This is a genomic window from Desulfobulbus oligotrophicus, from assembly GCF_016446285.1.
Lineage (GTDB): Bacteria > Desulfobacterota > Desulfobulbia > Desulfobulbales > Desulfobulbaceae > Desulfobulbus > Desulfobulbus oligotrophicus.
In genome coordinates this window covers 2,336,092-2,353,375 of sequence record NZ_CP054140.1, presented here as the reverse complement: position 1 = coordinate 2,353,375, position 17,284 = coordinate 2,336,092, and the positions used below count along the sequence as shown (strand labels likewise).

The window sequence follows — 17,284 nt, the reverse complement described above, 5'->3', positions numbered from 1 at the left end:
AAATTATTCATTTGCACATTACCTTCTTTTGTAAAGCAATATGTAGAGGAAACAATGCAACCGGATGAAATGCAGAGAAAAGCGATTGAACTGTTCACACAGCGGCTGCACTGCAGCCAGGTGCTGGCACTTATTGGTCTTGAAAAGTTAGGTATCAGTGACCCGTCAGTGATTAAAGCACTGGGTGCTTTTGGCGGTGGTATCGGCGGGACCGGGCATATCTGTGGTGCCCTGGTGGGGGCGGTCAGTGTTATCGGCAGTCTGTACAGTCGTGGCAGTCTGGAAGAAAAAGAAAACCCGCGCATGTGGGCTGCCACCAAAGAGGTGAAAAAGCATTTTGATGAGCTGACAGCACCGCATGGAGGCATCAACTGCTGTCAAATTGCCCGGGTTGACTGGCTGGACAGGGATCAGGTCAAGAACTTCTATACCAATCCTGACAGCCGCCGCCGGCACTGTATCCATGTTGTCGGGGAAACTGCAAAGGCACTTGGTGAACTGCTGGAACGGGAAGCTGAGTACATGGCCGCCAAACAGGCCCGGCAAAAGACGGAAACGTGAAGAGCAAGTACGTTTACCACTCTCTACCACAAGATCGGTTGATTTATGATGCACAGTTGCGGTGAAACAGGGGCAGGTCATGGAGTTGTTTAACTTTTCCGCTGAGGAAGCCGGGTTGATCAATCGTTCATTGAAGTTTATCAGTGAACAGGAGATCAGGCTTGATGATATTACAGATCGAACTCTGGTTATCAAGACAGAGAGTTTTGCAGAGGCATGTGCCGATGTTTCCCGATATTTTCCAGAGATCGGATTGGAGAATGTGAATGCCCGAGCCGTGTTCAACACCTCGAAAAACGGCTACCATAAGATTCTGATCAACAAGGAGACCATTTCTGATCTCTCCTATATTCATACAATAATTATCGAAGTTGTCCATCTGAGCAACCTCAACCAGTTTGTCAGCAACCACGGCAACGTGTACCGTTTGGATATTGAGCAGGCTATACAGTGCTTTTTTAATGAACTGTTGCTCTGGTCAAAGTTTCAAGCCATGAAAATTGCAACCAGGGTCCATGCACTGATAACCTGGCATACAGTCAACGGAGAAGAGCCGCCTGCAGATGGTCGCTATCAGTTCATCTGGGTCTCCTCTTCTTTAAACAACTTATATACCTCAATACAGGCAGTAGGGCAGGCAACGACCTCTGTTGCGTTGCGAGAAAAGTTCCGGCGATTTTTAGAGGAGCTGGCGCTTTATTTCGGCCGCCTGGCCTTTTATCAACGTGAACCGCTTCCCCTGGAACTTGATGAGCAGTTTCCTGCGCTGCAGATCGATGAGATAGTCGGGCTCAACAACTGTCTGTCTTTCTATGCAGCACTCCAGCGGGCAACGAACTATTCTGCCTGGGATAACGAAAAGGACGCCCTGCGCCGTGCCATGGTGGCCATGCAACAACACAGTGCCCAACGGCTTTCCGCCTCCTGACAAAAGAGGGCTTTTGCAGATCACGGTGACCGGCAAGAGTAACGTTTTGTCGTGCTACGCACCTTTTATCGGCTGAACACGCCGGACAAGACGGTTGTCAATCCAATACCGATATAAACCGCACCTATGAAATACCGCCGGGATTGGCGGAACCCTGCGGCTGCCTGCAGCCTTTCTCCGACTGTGACGGCAATAAAGACGTAGGTCAGATCACTGGCAGCCCCCAACAGTATCACAAGACCGCCGAGAATGAAGACTTGCGTTGTGACATTGCCTTGCTGGGGACTGATGAACTGCGGTAAAAACGCGGTGAAAAACAAAGTGGTCTTCGGATTTAGGAGATTAATAACAAAGGCATCTCGAAAGACGGCGACCGGCTCTTTCATTGATGCGGACTGTTTACCAGTCGCAATACCGGGAGGGGACAGCATGGTTTTCAGCCCGAGAAAACAGAGAAAAAAAGCGCCTGCATACTGTATCAGGTTGAAGATAAGCTCAGAAGAGAGCAGGAGTAGAGAGAGGCCGAAGGCTGCCGCACTGATATGACAGAGTGTACCAACCGCGATCCCGCAACAGGAAAGAACCCCGGCTGCCCATCCCTGCTGAATACTGAGGGTCACAATATATACGGTGTTCGGTCCTGGTGTGACCACAAGTGTCAGCACAACGACAGTGAAGAGACCGAGTGTTGACCAATCCGGCATAACTGAGAGATGTGAGCAGGGGATGCTACCAACGAGTTGAAGAAAGCCGGTATCTCAGTTTGCGGTCCATTAAAAATAGTCAAAAAAATGATGGACCGGCCCGTGTCCCCGCCCGATTGTATAGCCGGCACCGGCCCGAATAGCCTCAGTGATGTAGATTTTTGCCCGGCGAACAGCCTCCTCCATGTCTTTTCCTTTGGCCAGGAACGCGGCAATAGCCGAGGAGAGGGTACAGCCGGTACCATGGTTGTTGCGGGTGATTATCCGTTTACCCGGAAAAATGACGGTCCGCTGTTCTCTGCCGAGGTAGAGACAGTCATCGCTATCACCGTTTTCCAGATGGCCGCCTTTGATCAGTACATCACCCCTGCCCAAGGTGGCCAGTTCAACAGCTGCCTGCGCTATGGCCGCATTGTTGGGGAGATCGCGATCGAGCAGGACAGCTGCTTCCGGTATGTTCGGGGTAATCAGGTCGACAAGGGGGATCAGCTCTTTCTTCAGGGCGTCAACAGCCTCACTCTGTAACAGAGTATCACCACTTTGCGCCACCATCACCGGGTCGAGAACTATGGCGGGCGGGTTGAATTTTTTCAGGCCCTGGGCAACGGTACGGATCAGATCCGGCGAGAAAAGCATTCCAATCTTAACGGCATCTGCACCGATGTCGGAAAGTACGGCTTCAATCTGTGCGGCAACACAGTCAAGGGGCACCGCATGAATGGCGGTTACTCCCATGGTGTTTTGTGCTGTAAGAGCCGTGATAACGCTCATTCCGTAACACCCATTGGCGGCAAAGGTTTTCAGATCGGCCTGAATACCGGCACCACCTCCGCTGTCTGAACCGGCAATGGTCAAAACCCTGTGATATGTTTTCATGCTGTTGATGCTCTGTTGTGTTGTCGCGATGCAATAATTTGCGTTTTTAATGCTCTGGCTGCATCTTCCGGAGAAGGTGAGCCGACAATGGCTGATACGACGGCAATACCGTCGGCTCCCGCCCGAATAACCTCTGCAGTGTTGTCAGCCGTTATACCTCCGATAGCGACCAGCGGCAAGGAAACAGCGGCGCGAATGGCCTGGATACCCTGCAGACCAAGCGGCTCGACCGTGTCATCTTTAGTGGTCGTCGCAAAAACCGGGCTGATACCAATGTAGTCAGCCCCCTCATTTTCAGCGCGGATGGCGTCGGCAACCGATTCTACTGAAATACCCATGATACAGGAAGAGCCGATAAGACGTCGGGCATCAACAGCTGCCATGTCGGTCTGACCAAGATGAACCCCGTCGGCCCCGACCGCTAAGGCCACATCAAGACGATCATTGATAATCAACGGAACAGCAGGGTTTATCTTTGTGAGCAGCTCTTTGATGAGTCGGGCCTCTTCAATAAAAAATCGAGTTGCGCACTTTTTTTCTCTCAGCTGGACACAGGTAACCCCACCAGCTACAGCTGCCCGCACTATATCGATGGTTGATCTGCCCAAAGAAAGGGTGCGATCCGTGACCAGGTAGAGTGAAAAATCGACCATACGTTCATTTATAGCGTACTGATTCGGGCGCGTGCTGCCACTTCATCAGGTGTTAACGTGTAAAGAGCATCCAGCAGAAGAGGCATGAAGGTCCCCGGACCGCCGGCCAGAACCCCTGCAGTTTCACCGGCCACTCCAAAAAAGGCCAGAGCGGTTGCAGCAGCATAGACCGGGTCGCTGTCAACTGCTAAAAATGCACCGATCAGAGCAGAGGCTGAACAGCCGGTACCTGTGACATACGGCATAAGCGGGTGACCGCCTTCAATGGTCAGCGTACGTCTGCCATCTGTGACCAGATCGGTCGACCCGGTAATGGCCAGGGTGGTACCAAGCTCCCTGGCCAGGCGGACAGCCTCATCCGCTGCATCGGTGACGGAGTGGATGGCCTCCAGTCGTTTACTTCCACAGTCCTTGTCAGCCAGTGCTAAAATTTCCGTCGCATTGCCGCGGACCACACTGATCCAGGTCTGAAAGAGAATGGCACGGGCGGCATTGGTCCGGAGGCTGGTTGTACCCACACCGACCGGATCAAGGACGATCGGTTTTCTCAGGTCAGAGGCACAGCGACCAGCGTTGATCATGGTAATGACCCAGTCATCGGTCAGTGTTCCGATATTAAGGATGAGGCTGTCGGCAAGCCCAACCATCTCTTCAACTTCGTTACTGGCATGGGCCATTACTGGTGAAGCGCCACAGGCCAGAAGTACATTCGCAGTGATATTCATCACCACAAAGTTGGTGATATTGTGGATGAGGGGTTTGTTTTCCCGTACTTTTTTTACATTATCGGCGATTTTCTCAGTAAGCACAGTCATGAGCTGACTCTAGTAAAATAGTTTGGAGGGGTAAGGAATGTAGGTGACCAGCAAACCCGCAATTTTTCTTCAGAACAGCTTGTTTATGACGATGTAGAGGTTGAGTCGAAAAATATTGCGCAGTTGCAGTTGTGTATAAAAGACATTTTTCTATAGAAAAAGAAGCTACTTGTGTCAAGTTGAACCTTACCTCAGCAAAACTTGCCGACCTGATACAAGGGGTAATGGTTTACCTGTACAAAGAAAGGGTCACAACAGCAGAGGTGCGTACGTTTTCCGGAAAAATGGAAGAGGAGGCACCGTGGGGCACAATGCCCTGGAAGCAGAGACCGGTGGACTCAGCTGCCTGGTAATCGGCAAGGGCGTCGCCAATGAATAAACACCTGTCCGGCGTGAAGCTGTAGCGTGTAAGGATATCCGTGATGATGGCTGCCTTGCTTGAGGGCGATCCGTGAACTTCTTGAAAAAAATAACCCAATCCTTTCCGCTGAACAATCAGCTGCATCTCATCATGGGGTGTTCCCGACACAACAAAGGCAGGGATGTTCATCTGCTGTAACTGCTGCAAGCTCATCAGTGCCCCTGGAATCAAAGGAGCCAGCACCACCTCTTCAAGCACAAGGCTCGAGAAAGTCGCCCCAGCCTGTGCAAGTTCAGTTTCGGTAACCTGTTTCCCCGCATAGGTGATAAAACAGTGACGGATCTTTTCGTGGCGGGGCATGCCACCGTTGTCAAGATGGTACCGAACAACAGCTTCCTGTACATCGGCACCATAAGGTGCAAAAAGGGTTGCAAAAGCACGTGCTTTCACATCGGTTGAGTCGGCAATCACACCATCAAAGTCAAAAAATACAGCCTGCCAGGGCGGCATTGTCGCATGCATTGTCGATATCTCACACAGTTGTAAGGCGATTTTTATCTGTTCCGGGAGCAGACATTCCAACCGCCTGAAAAATGTTCTTTTCAGAATATCTGTCATTCCCCAGTACCATAGCCTGTCTTCCCAAAAAATACTGTATCTTCCCTATTAATGAGCAACTCTGAGAACAGATGATTCACAGATGGGCATCAGATCATTGAGAGGCTCACCAGGCAAAAGGGTTATGAACTGCAGGACAACATCGAACACCCTGGCCGGTGACGTGCCCATTCCGGCCGTTTTTCGGCAAACTGCTCTTTACCGGGCTGTTCAGTATACGGAGAGCGAAGAACCTCCAGCAGCTCGTTCACCAGCGTATACTCTCCATCAGTCGCCTGTTCTATAGCCAGTTGGGCCAAGTAGTTTCGTAAAACGTAGAGAGGGTTGATTGCATTCATTTTTTTCTGCCGCTCCTGATCAGGCAACCCATCACGTCGGACCCGGTTGCAGTAACGAAGCAGCCAGGCGGAGAGTTTGTCCTGATAGGCAGAGTCCAGCTGCTCGGGCTGATACAAGGCAATATGCAGTGGCGCACATCGATCAGCAGTCTGTTTCTCCATTGCTGTCGGCACAAGGGCGAGTTGTCGAAAAAAAAGAGTCATATCGGTTTCAACTGCAGCAAGCAGGTGCAGGAGATCTTCAACAAGTGGACGGTCAGTATCCGGCTCAAATACAGTTAAACCGAGTTTACCAGCCATCATGCTCTGCCAGCTCTGCTCAAAGTACCGGTTGAATTTTTGCAGAGACTGCTCAAAAGGTTCGGTCTCACCAACAAGGGGATACAGCGCATTGGCCAGCTGGGCAAGATTCCAATGGGCAATAATGGGTTGTCGACCGTAACAGTAACGTCGTCCCTGAGCATCCGTGATGTTGGGTGTCCAGGTCGGATCATAGTCTTCAAGCCATCCGTATGGACCATAATCAATGGTTAACCCCAGAATTGACATGTTGTCCGTGTTCATGACACCGTGGACAAAGCCGACTCGCAGCCAATGCACCATGAGTTCAGCGGTGAGACGGCAGATCTCATCGAACCAGAGACTGTACACTGCCGGTTTCGGGCGGCCCAGATGGGGAAAGTGAGTGCGTATGGTAAAATCTGCAAGCTGCTTAAGCAAATCGATTTCACCCCGTGCCGTAAAAAGCTCGAAGTTACCGAAACGGATAAATGACGGCGACAGCCTGCAGACGACAGCTCCCGGTTCTTCTTGAGGATGACCATTGTAGAACATGTCGCGTTCCACGGTATCGCCGGTGAGAATAAGACTCAGCGCCCTGGTGGTGGGGACGCCTAAATGAAACATTGCTTCGCTGCAGAGAAATTCACGAAGTGATGAACGCAGCACCGCCAGGCCGTCGGCATGACGGGAGTACGGTGTCGGCCCGGCACCTTTCAGCTGTAAGGTCCAATGTTCGCCCTGACAGTTTATGATCTCGCCCAGGTTGATGGCTCGCCCATCTCCCAGCTGACCGGCCCAGTTGCCGAACTGATGTCCACCATAGCACATGGCATGGGCATCCATACCGGGTAACAGTTGGTTGCCTGAAAAGACCCGGGTAAACAATTCGGAGGTACAGTCTTCCTGGTCAAGCCCCAACAGATCGGCAACCTCCCGGGAATAGGCCACCAGCTGCGGGTTTGTCGTGGTTACCGGCATAACACGTGAGTAGCAGGCCCGATACACTTGACGCCGTGTATTTTCACTGCTCGGATCAGCCGGCAGTTGAGTGGTGAAGCGGTTGGTAAAACGGAGGTTGGTCAGGGACTGTGAAGAACAAGGTGAAGTATGCATAATACGTTTTATGTAAGCAGAGTTATCTGTTAGTGTCGGCTGGCGGTAGAAGACTGCCGGTTATGAAGATCTGACAAGAAGTGCTGCTCCTGGTCATGGAATTGATGAACATGTATAAACCGTACTGCGCAGCAATGGCTGTGGTATTTATCTGGTCCGGGTGGATTACCATCTCGCGTTTCGGAGTCCATACCGCTTTACAACCTGCTGACATCACTTTGCTGCGTTACTGGACCGCCCTGCTGGTGACGATTCCCTTTATCCTTCGATACTCCTGGCAAAAATCCCGACTCTGGCAGTACCTTGTTGTTGGTCTTGGTGTTGGTTTTCCGTACACAATGCTCTCTTTCTACGCATTGCGTCATCTGCAGGCTGCTCATGCCGGTGTATTAGTCAACGGCCTGTTACCTGTACTCGGCACGTTTGCTGTCTGGCTGCTGTTCAGGCAACGGATAACTGCACCACGCTATGCAGCCATTGGTGTAATATTTCTGAGTAATATCTGTATGACCAATGGCACTGCCCTGAGTTTGCATCAGGCAGGGGGGCTGCTGCTTTTGTTGGCGGCAGCTGTCTGTTACACCTGCCATATGGTTGCCATTCGTTTTTATAAGATGACATGGCGGGACGTTATTGTGATTGTACCGGTCGTCAATGTGATACTTTTCACTCCACTGTGGTTCGTGTTTCGTTCCGGATTTGTCGAGTCCACCTACCACGATATGGCAGTCCAGGCTCTTTATCAAGGTGTTGTTGTCAATGTGCTGGCTCTGTTTTGTGTTGCTTATGCGATTGAGCATATCGGAACGGTGACCGTTTCCCTGTTCATGTCTTTTGTGCCGGTGGTCACAGCTTTGCTGGCCTGGATTATGCTGGGTGAGACCCTTTCTCCCTTAGAGATGATCGGTATTGCCGGTTGTTCGATCGGATTAACCTGGTACGCGCTGTCACCGGCACAGGTAACCTCTGGTACTTAAAACCTTCTGGAGAGAAAGTACAATCAGTGGAGATGTGGAGATACCCATCGGGGTATGAAGACGCCGGCGGATGATAAAAAATTCACCGCAAACAGCAGTCTCAGCATAGATTTGATCAATAAAGAGAAGAGATTGATTTTAAAGAACAGAGTGAAATCAGCATCTTACCAGCGGGCAAAAACACAGGTGCTCCTGTCTGAGGGGAGGGAACAATTTGAGTTACTGTCAACAGGCAGGTCGATAAGAAAAGTTACAGTACCCGCATTTGCAGATTACCAACACCTCGCCTGATTAAAGAGAGTTGTTTAGCAAGGCCATAGCTGAGATCAATGTCCCGCCCCCTATGATACGGGCCGCGGTCCGTAACAACAGCCTGTGCTCTTTCACCGGTTTTCGGGTTTTCCAGTTCAACTTGAGTTCCCATCGGCAGGGTACGATGGGCAACAGTGGCATTGTGCATGTTAAAGGGGTGACCATTGGCCATTAATCGCCCATGATGACAGCTTCCGTACCAGCTTGCCACGACCTCTTGTCCTTTGGAGTCGGTTATTTGACTCTGTTCAACGGGAATGCGAATTTTCGTTCCGACCTGTAACTTTTCCGGGGATGTAAGCGCATTGTATTGCAAGATAACGGCAGGATCGACGTGGTATCGTTTTTTTGCAAGTTTCCAGACAGTCTCTCCAGGTTGCACAATATGAACTATCTCTTTCTGATTTTCCGGCACTGTTGTTGCATCAAGGGTATCTTGAGAGCTCGGTGAAGATCGAGGGCCTGCCTCAGCTGCAACCTGACGGGTGACCTGTTCTGTCAGAAAAGCCTGGAAACTGCTGCCAGTGATAACCGGTGATTGCAGCTGTATTGAGGTTTTTACAGAGGATGGGGCGACTGTTTTACTGGAACTCGGAACACGAACAGCAGCATGCTGATGTAAATTCGGCTGTCTGTTTACGTTAAGCGCTTCTGATACTTTCTGTACTCCCAGTTGCATTTTTGTCATCCTGAAGATGTTTTGGTATGAGCTGGTCTCTGTTTTTCTCTCTTTTCGGTCAATTGAGCGGGTTTGTTAAGAACAAAAAAACGTTTTACCGGGAAAATCATTCTCAACAAAAAACACTAAGTTGATATTCATTATCAGCCGATAAAGCAGGTAGCTGAGATATGGTACCACGAGCAGGGGAATACCCCGTCAACTTGTGCGAAGGTTGAAAAAAGACAATACAGAGCAAATGACCTGCAACAGCTTGTTAAGCCAATTGCACATTCAATCTGCTCTGTTGTGTAAACCTTGGTTTTGAATAAGATATTCAATCAGAACCCTGTGTAATAAAGGCATGCGATTAAAGGATTAATCATACATCCAATGGAGGGATCTATGCGTTTTAGAATTAATAAACACCAGGAAGAGAGAGCGTATTCAATCGTTGTGTCCGGCGAAGTCAACGATGACTCCAGCTGGGATCTGCTGATGATTGCGCAGGCCATGCTTTCCATGCCCAGTTGTCAGGAGTTGATTATTGACCTGCGAGGCGCAACTATCGATGATGATGTCTCGGGTCTTAACACCGACACCTTAGTCTCAGTTTTCGAAGAGGGATTACTTTTAAAAAACAGAATGCTGACTGTCAGGATTCATGATGATCATGAATTCTGCTTTTACTCAGATGAGAAGCCGACAGCACAAACGTATCACTATGCAGATGTTCGGCTTGATACCGCTAAGATGTACTGTAAAGCAATGAGATGGCTCGAGCAGGAAGCCAGGTTGTTAACCCATTGATCGTGCTTCTGTGTCGTGCAGCAGACGGGACACTCCGGTCGCGTACAACCTGTTGTCCTGTCGTAAAAACCTTCAACCTCACGAGACGATGGGGCAACAGGTTTGTAAGATCTGAAAAAGGGGTGTCAGTACATCAGCAGTGAGATGGATGAAAAGCCCAGATTCTCTTCATGTTCCATCATCGTGCACGGTGTTATTGACGGCTATCGGATTAATTTACCAGGCAAACAGGCTGCAGAGCAGTGTGATCATGTAAACTCATTCAAGATTGTCCGCATTCGTTCAACATGACTGCCGGGCCAAAACAGAGTGTCACAGAATTGACAGACAAAAAATTCACTGTAATAACGGAAGGTGAGTGGTTCAAGACGATGCAGGATCGTTTCTTTTTCAACCGGTTCAAGCAATCGGTTACAGGCGAGACAACGACTAAGAGGTTGTTTGAGCTGATCAATCCCGAAAAGGTTGAGTACTTCTCGTAATTGATCGTCTGGGCTGACAGCACGAATGGCCCGACCGAACTCGACCTCTCTGTATTTGAGCAGGCCCAGATTTTTGGTCAGAAGAACACGTTGTTCCTCGTGAACAGAGGCAGCAAGTGCACGGGCCTTTTGGCCGGGGGTATACAGTGTATCAAAGCCGGCCATCCGTAAATAACGTGTCAGACGACCGACCGTAAGATCGGTACAAAATTTAAGTGACGGTAACGGAGATGGGCGCAGCAACGTTGCGCTGGTGACATCCCAGGGGGCGGAGATTGGTCCGATCTCAAACTCTTGCCCCGGAGCTACCAGCCAGTTAAAATCAACCGGCCGGCTGTTACACAAAATGTAACCGATCTCAGTGTGAGGCGGGCCAAATGCCTCAATCACGTCTTTAATGGATGCTGTGCGTGTAAACGATTGTTCTAATACATCTTTTTCCTGCCAACGGTTAAGGAGCAGTTCTGTTATTGATCCTTGGAAATGATAGCGGATAGACATATCAGAGGAAGGATTCCATACGGACAAGCAGATAGACCACCTGACTCAGTCAATCAGTTCAAACACGTTGGACACAGATTTTAGAGGCATCTGCTTAAATGGTCTGTCACAAAATTCGAGTTGAATGCGATAGCGGCCGGCAGGTAAATGCTCCGGCACCTGCGTGGTAAGTGTACGGGCAGTTCGTCGGTCGCCGATCCGATAACAGTTGGTTGCAGCGGATTGAGCAAGGCGAAGAGTTGCTACAGGCGTGTTGCTATCGCCTGCACGAAATACATTTGCAACCGGAACAACACCGAAGTCAAAACTGCTGAGACCGGAAAAGGAAAGACGCAGCTGATCATTGCGCTTGTAACGGTCAAACTGCGTGGAAAGGTAGACATGACGGTTGTAGTCGGGTTCCCTGGTCCGTGTTCCCGAGGTGGCAGCTTCCCAGAAACGAGGTCGACCGGCATCCAGGTGAACAATTTTACCGCCGTAATGACCTATGCCGCAGCAATTTCCCGCTTTCACGGTTTCCCAGATTTTCTTTCCGTCCACTCCCTGCAGCCAAAAATCAACTGCCAGTCCATCCTGGTGTGTACTGGTTCGGGCAACATTGTTGCCGCTTTTTCTTATTTTATCATTGTATTCAGGGCTTCGATACGCAGATTCAATATTGATTGTCTTGCCGGGTGCCAGTTGGTCGGCAAAATAGCTGAGCATGAAGATGAGCCGGAGAGAAAAATGTTCTCCTTTTTCTTCAGTTGGAAAACCAAGCACCCGGTCGACCTCGTACAACGCTTCTTTATTGAAAGAACCGTCCGGGTTGAGCAGGCGTATTGTTGCCTCCTGTTGGTTGCGAAAATTTTTTAACTGCATATTGCCGCTGCCCATGAGGAAAAAGCGGGCCGGTTCAATGGTTGTTGCAGCCTGTCTGGCCGGACATATCGAACTGACAGATAAGATGACGGTTGTTAAAAAGATGATGGGAAGAATGCGCTTCATGGATAAAAATGGTTTCACTACGTGTTGGTTGCAGATTTTGGAAAAGGTGAGATACCGCGCAATAATTATTCCGGCAGATTCTCGATTTGTATATGCTGGTCCCGCAAGGCTGTGACCAGCTTTTCACGCGCTTTTTGTTTACTTTGTATTTGAATGTGCAACCAGGTACGCCATTCCTCTCTTTTTTCATACCCGGGTGAACCGGGATCCAGCGCTGGGCTGCTGTCGAGCTGGACCTGAGCCTGCTGAATCTCATGGGTTAACTGATCGTACTGTTCCAGAAAAAGTGCCAGGTCTTCAAGGATGTCATAGTTGATGATTGTTGCAGGTTTTGCTGTGCTGGTCATGGCTTCCTGTTGTGACGAATAATTCTCAGTTCAGTGAAATATTGCAGATCTTTACCCTGACAAATACGTAAAAAGTAGAATGCTTGCAAAGAAAAGTGCAACCAGACAACGGATATTTTTCGCAAGAACATACGGGCAACTATTCAACACGGCGGCACAGGTTTTCAACATCCTGCCATTTCTGCTGTAACCGTTTTCCGGAAATCGGCTGAGCTGTTCCCAACTCCGGGGCAAAGAGAGACACCTTATACTCCTCCAGCATGGCCAGGTACTCCTCCTGGCAGGTCAGACAGGCAGAAGTGGGGTGGGAGAAAAAAGCCATTTGCTGTACCCTGGAAAGTGGCCTGACAAGCTGTTCCGCTTTTTGTCTGTCTTTTAAAGGTGAATGCTCCGCCCGCTCAATGCGTAAGGCCAATGCCTGGAGATAACGGGGCCGATGTTGCAACTGTTCTGCTCTTAATGTTTCCAGAAAGCGGGCAGGTACAATCTGGTCAAGGGCGTTCAGAAACTCATCATGTTGAGTCTGGAGATAACTCCTGGATTTTTTTGCCCGGGTGCTCCACTGTGTAATTTTGTCTGAAACGACACGGCGCTGACGGATGAGTTCATGGATTCTGTCGAGCAGTTCGTTTACAGAACCAGACATCCCTTGGGCAGTGACCGCAGCAACGATCTTCTGGAAATGACGACAAGAGGGAAGCTCTCCATTCCACGTGTGAAAGATGTCGTCCAGGAGAAAGGCCTGCAGTGCAGTGCGCAATTCGCCGCTGGTATACCCGGTACCCAGGCTCAACCAGGAGGCGGAATGGTTGATGAGTGACGCCCTGCATCGTGCGCGCAGATCATGCAGCTCCTTTTTAAACTGTTCGCCGTAAAGAAACTGCAGACCCGCTCGGTTCAGTTGTCTGCTTTTTCTTTCATCATCTATATATCGTAACTGGACGCTGTTTTTGATACTGTCAACACCCAGGGCCGGAAAAAGCAAACCAACAATCTGTCCTTTCGTATCAGTCAGGGATAGTGTTGGGGCAATATTGTCCAGGTCAGCCGCAGTAATGGTGCGTACAGGCGGTATATCAGATTGCTTCATTGTGTTGTCAGCGTGCCCGACACTGGCCAGAAGATCGTCAAACCCCCGGCTTGCAAGCTGAACAGTTCCATCTTTGTCAACAAGAAGAAAACGCATTCGAAGGTGTGGAGGGAGCTGGTCAGGCTGCCAATCAGTTCGCTGCACGGATATCCGGTAACGGCGGGTAAGGATGTGTTCCAACTGCTGATAAAGTGAACCCTTGCCAACAACAAGGTTGTCCATGATCCGATCAACTGAATCGGGTAGGGGAACAAGACAGCGTCGCTGGTTTTTGGGTAAACGACGCAGCAGGATAAGTATCTTTTCAGGCAGGAGACCAGGAACCAGCCACTCAAACACCTGGGGATTGATCTGATGAAGCAGGGCACCGGGAATGCGAACCGACACACCGTCGGCCTCGTTTCCAGGATGGAAAAGATAGGATACATCCAGCCTGAAGTCCCCGACCTGCAGAGACAGAGGAAAACGATACAACTCCTCAGGTTCGGGAACAATGCTGCAGATATCCTCTTCCGTCATTCGTAACAGGCTGTCATTGTTGTTTTTCCGCAGCATTTTGTTGAGAGTGAAACGATCGTACACCTTGCCCAGTCGTGAGGCGTAGAACTGATAGAGTGCCTCGGATTCTACAACAATATCACGACGACGAAATCGTTCTTCCATCTCCTGAAAACGGGCAATCAGGGCAACGTTATGCTCTAGAAAAGGATACCTGCCTCCCAGCTGGTTTTCCATCAGAGCCGAGCGGATAAAAATATCTCTGGCCTCCATCAGAGTCGCTTCGTTTATCCTGCCGTACTCAACCTTTCGACCGGCAACAATGGTCAAGCCAAATAAACTGACGCGTTCAAAGGCGATGACTTTACCGCTTCTCTTCTCCCAATGCGGTTCAGACCAGGATCGTTTGCAGAGCGTGCCCCCAAGTCGCTCCAACCAGTCAACGTCAATGGTCGCCACCGTTTTTGCAAACAGCTGCGAGGTTTCTGTCAGCTCAGCAGCGATTGCCCACCGCGGCCCTCTGTTGTATAAAGCTGATCCAGGAAAAAGAACAACTTCTTTACCACCGGCGGTTATATAGACGTTCTTTTCTTTTTTCAGGCAGATGTTCCGGAGAAAGCCGCTGGCTAAAGCCTGATGGATTGCTTCATAGCCGGCTGGAGCTGCGTTCAGACGGAACTGTTTTGCCTCACGAAGCAAACGGACAATCTGTTCCTGAACGTCTTTCCACTCGCGCATCCGCTGCCATGACAGGTAGTTGGTCTTGCAGTAACGGGAGAGCTGGGATGAGGTGGGGGAGGTGTCATTATCGACGAACAGATCCTGCCAGATGTTGAGCAGGGTGAGAAAATCTGAACGATTATCTGTAAATCGCTGATGGGCCTCCTCTGCTTTCTGTTCTTTGCCTGGGGGCCGAACACGGGGATCCTGACTGGAGAGTGCAGCTGCCAGAATCACGATTTCCCGTGTTGAGCCTGCAGCCATTGATTCGACGATAATGCGGGAGATACGAGGGTCCAACGGCAGTCGGGACATCAGACGTCCCTTGGGTGTCAGGTAGTGTCTGCCGGTTAGAGCCCCCAACTCCTTAAGTGTCCGGTATCCATCGCGAATGGCTGATCCCGGAGGTGCATCGACAAAAGGAAAGACATCAGGACTGCCCAGTTGCAGGGAGATCATCTGGAGAATAACTTCGGCCAGGTTGGATCGCTGGATCTCCGGAAGTGTGAAATCTTCTCTCAGCAGAAAATCTTCTTCACTGTAAAGGCGGATACAGGTGCCGGGTCCGGTCCGGCCGCACCGACCGCGACGTTGATCACAGCTTGCCTTGGAGATCCGGCTGATCTTAAGACTGGTGGTACCGGTTCGCGGGTTGTAACGGGAAATTCTCGCCAGTCCGGTGTCAACCACAAACCGGATTCCCGGTACAGTGATCGAGGTTTCAGCAACGTTTGTGGCAACAATGATTTTACGATGACGCGATGACCGGAAAACTTTGCGTTGATCAGCAGCAGAGAGTCTGCCAAACAGGGGAAGCAGGAGATGACTGTTATTGAGATGTTCAAGGCTGTCAATAGTGTCGAAGATATCCCGTTCAGTGGGCATGAAAACAAGGATATCGCCATCAAGAGGATCAGATGCAAGCTCTTCCACCACCGCGACGGCCTGTTCAACGTACGAGGCATCTTCCTCATCCTGTTCAGATATATCCCTGTACAAGGTGGTGATGGGATATGAATACCCGGACACTGACAAAACAGGTGCTCCGGCAAAGTGTTTGCTGAATTTTTCAGCATCAATGGTTGCCGAAGAGATGATTACCTTCAAATCCGGTCGATCCGGCAACAACTGCTTGATATATCCGAGAAGAAAGTCGATATTGAGACTACGTTCATGGGCCTCATCAATGATAAGGGTATCATACTGTTTTAATTGGGGATCATGGCGGGTTTCAGCCAGAAGAACACCGTCGGTCATAAATTTGATGACTGTTTCCGGTGAAGTCTGATCATGAAAACGTATCTTGAAACCGATTTTGTTCAAAGCCCCGGTCTCTTCAGCAACCCTGTCTGCCACCGATACTGCGGCAAGACGACGAGGTTGCGTACAGCCGACCATACCGTTTGTTCCCTGACCGGCCTCAATGCACATTTTAGGGAGCTGGGTGGTCTTGCCGGATCCGGTATCACCGATAATGATCAAGACCTGGTGGTCACGGATAGCAGTGACGATCTGGTCTCGTTGTTCGCAGACCGGTAATTCGGAAGGATAAGAAAAATACATGAATTTACGGAAAATTTCTTGAGCAGACCGATGCATTCGGAGTAATAGTCCTAAATGAAGGGTAATCAGGGGGTTTATACCTGACTTTTATCAACGCAGCATCTGAAATGTATCCATCTCGTGAAACCGGCCCAGGAAGCAGGTGCGGATGGAATTATAAAACAGCGTTTTTTAGTGTACGTCCAACCAGAAGAAAATGAGGAGTTATGAAAGCGATCAGAAAGGCAGTGATTCCGGTTGCCGGATTGGGAACGCGTTTTTTACCTGCAACCAAGGCTATCCCCAAGGAGATGCTCACCATTGTTGACCGTCCGACAATTCAGTATATCGTTGAAGAGGCTGTGGCCTCCGGTATTGAGGAAATCATCCTGATTACCAGTGTCGGTAAATCGGCCATTGAAAACCATTTTGATTATGACTTTCAACTGGATACCATTTTGAAGGCTCGTAACAAAGTGCAGATGCGGGAAGAGCTGACCAACATCTCCAACCTTATTGATATTGTTTCTGTTCGCCAAAAAGAACCGCTCGGCCTGGGGCACGCCATCTGGATGGCTCGAAATGTTGTCGGAGATGAGCCGTTTATGGTCTTGCTGGGGGATGACCTTGTTATGAGCAAGGTCCCCTGTTGCAAGCAGATGATTGACCTGTACAACAAGGTCGGCGAATCGATTGTTGCCGTTCAGCACGTCCCCATGGATGAAACCCATCAGTATGGTATTATCGAAGGGGTGCCGGTGGATCAGGAGTGCACGTACAAGGTAACCCGGATGATTGAAAAACCGGCCCCCGGCACCAGTCATTCTGATATGGCTATTATCGGCCGATATCTGCTGATGCCGGATATCTTTGAGTTACTTGAGAAGACTACACCGGGTTATGGCGGGGAAATTCAGTTAACAGATGCCTTGCAGGCCCTTTCCATTAAACGGGATATGTATGCGTATGAGTTCAGTGGAAAACGGTATGACGCCGGTGATAAGCTGGGATACCTCAAGGCTATTGTTGATTTTGCCGTTCGTCACAACACCCTGGGGCCCTCGTTCCGCCAATACCTGAAAACCGTTTGTGCCGAATCAGACAGCTGACA

The 17,284-nt window shown here is 49.9% G+C and carries 16 protein-coding genes; 5 read left to right on the top strand and 11 right to left on the bottom strand.

The window, feature by feature from the left end; genetic code table 11:
• Positions 1–54: 54 nt before the first annotated feature.
• Both HP555_RS10710 and HP555_RS10705 read left to right on the top strand, forming a co-directional pair.
• Entirely contained in the window at positions 55–561 is a 507-nt protein-coding gene (locus HP555_RS10710; RefSeq protein ID WP_199262333.1) for a C-GCAxxG-C-C family protein, read from the top strand.
• 79 nt (positions 562–640) lie between these two features.
• Positions 641–1,489: a hypothetical protein gene (locus HP555_RS10705; RefSeq protein ID WP_199262331.1), complete on the top strand. Its 849-nt coding sequence runs from the start codon at positions 641–643 to the stop codon at positions 1,487–1,489.
• 65 nt (positions 1,490–1,554) lie between these two features.
• On the opposite strand, the gene HP555_RS10700 is transcribed toward HP555_RS10705, so the two are convergent.
• From HP555_RS10700 to HP555_RS10675, 6 genes are all read right to left on the bottom strand, one after another.
• Positions 1,555–2,193: a LysE family translocator gene (locus HP555_RS10700; protein ID WP_269846842.1), complete on the bottom strand. Its 639-nt coding sequence runs from the start codon at positions 2,191–2,193 to the stop codon at positions 1,555–1,557.
• Between the two features lie 69 nt (positions 2,194–2,262).
• The gene (gene thiD / locus HP555_RS10695) at positions 2,263–3,069 is read right to left on the bottom strand and encodes a bifunctional hydroxymethylpyrimidine kinase/phosphomethylpyrimidine kinase (RefSeq protein ID WP_199262327.1); all 807 of its coding nucleotides are present in this window, start codon (positions 3,067–3,069) and stop codon (positions 2,263–2,265) included.
• Positions 3,066–3,722 carry a thiamine phosphate synthase gene (gene thiE, locus HP555_RS10690; RefSeq protein ID WP_199262326.1) on the bottom strand — a complete coding sequence of 219 codons (657 nt, stop codon included), beginning with the start codon at positions 3,720–3,722 and terminating at the stop codon, positions 3,066–3,068. Before thiE ends, thiD begins: the two co-directional genes overlap by 4 nt.
• Positions 3,723–3,730: 8 nt before the next feature.
• Positions 3,731–4,537 carry a hydroxyethylthiazole kinase gene (gene thiM, locus HP555_RS10685; RefSeq protein WP_199262324.1) on the bottom strand — a complete coding sequence of 269 codons (807 nt, stop codon included), beginning with the start codon at positions 4,535–4,537 and terminating at the stop codon, positions 3,731–3,733.
• Positions 4,538–4,766: 229 nt separating this feature from the next.
• A complete protein-coding gene (locus HP555_RS10680; RefSeq protein ID WP_199262323.1) occupies positions 4,767–5,420 on the bottom strand; it encodes an HAD family hydrolase in 654 nt (217 codons plus the stop codon).
• 218 nt (positions 5,421–5,638) lie between these two features.
• On the bottom strand, positions 5,639–7,249 hold the full coding sequence (locus HP555_RS10675) for a protein adenylyltransferase SelO (RefSeq protein WP_199262322.1): 1,611 nt from the start codon (positions 7,247–7,249) through the stop codon (positions 5,639–5,641).
• Positions 7,250–7,359: 110 nt separating this feature from the next.
• Between HP555_RS10675 and HP555_RS10670 the strand changes: the two genes are divergently transcribed.
• A complete protein-coding gene (locus HP555_RS10670) occupies positions 7,360–8,226 on the top strand; it encodes a DMT family transporter (RefSeq protein WP_233249152.1) in 867 nt (288 codons plus the stop codon).
• A 250-nt stretch (positions 8,227–8,476) separates the two neighbouring features.
• On the opposite strand, the gene HP555_RS10665 is transcribed toward HP555_RS10670, so the two are convergent.
• Positions 8,477–9,217, bottom strand: coding sequence for a septal ring lytic transglycosylase RlpA family protein (locus HP555_RS10665; RefSeq protein WP_199262318.1), 741 nt, complete (start codon positions 9,215–9,217; stop codon positions 8,477–8,479).
• Between the two features lie 384 nt (positions 9,218–9,601).
• On the opposite strand from HP555_RS10665, the gene HP555_RS10660 reads away from it, so the two are divergent.
• Entirely contained in the window at positions 9,602–10,006 is a 405-nt protein-coding gene (locus HP555_RS10660) for a hypothetical protein (RefSeq protein ID WP_199262316.1), read from the top strand.
• Between the two features lie 248 nt (positions 10,007–10,254).
• Here the strand turns inward: HP555_RS10660 and HP555_RS10655 are convergent, their stop codons facing one another.
• The 4 genes from HP555_RS10655 to hrpA all read right to left on the bottom strand — a co-directional run bounded on the left by HP555_RS10655 (position 10,255) and on the right by hrpA (position 16,194).
• On the bottom strand, positions 10,255–10,989 hold the full coding sequence (locus HP555_RS10655) for a Mut7-C RNAse domain-containing protein (RefSeq protein ID WP_199262314.1): 735 nt from the start codon (positions 10,987–10,989) through the stop codon (positions 10,255–10,257).
• Positions 10,990–11,034: 45 nt separating this feature from the next.
• A complete protein-coding gene (locus HP555_RS10650) occupies positions 11,035–11,976 on the bottom strand; it encodes a YcbK family protein (protein ID WP_199262312.1) in 942 nt (313 codons plus the stop codon).
• Positions 11,977–12,041: 65 nt separating this feature from the next.
• Complete coding sequence (locus HP555_RS10645; RefSeq protein ID WP_199262310.1) at positions 12,042–12,323, bottom strand: hypothetical protein; 282 nt, start codon at positions 12,321–12,323, stop codon at positions 12,042–12,044.
• Between the two features lie 139 nt (positions 12,324–12,462).
• Positions 12,463–16,194, bottom strand: coding sequence for an ATP-dependent RNA helicase HrpA (gene hrpA, locus HP555_RS10640; RefSeq protein ID WP_233249151.1), 3,732 nt, complete (start codon positions 16,192–16,194; stop codon positions 12,463–12,465).
• Positions 16,195–16,400: 206 nt separating this feature from the next.
• Between hrpA and galU the strand changes: the two genes are divergently transcribed.
• A complete protein-coding gene (galU, locus tag HP555_RS10635) occupies positions 16,401–17,282 on the top strand; it encodes a UTP--glucose-1-phosphate uridylyltransferase GalU (protein WP_199262307.1) in 882 nt (293 codons plus the stop codon).
• Positions 17,283–17,284 lie beyond the last annotated feature (2 nt).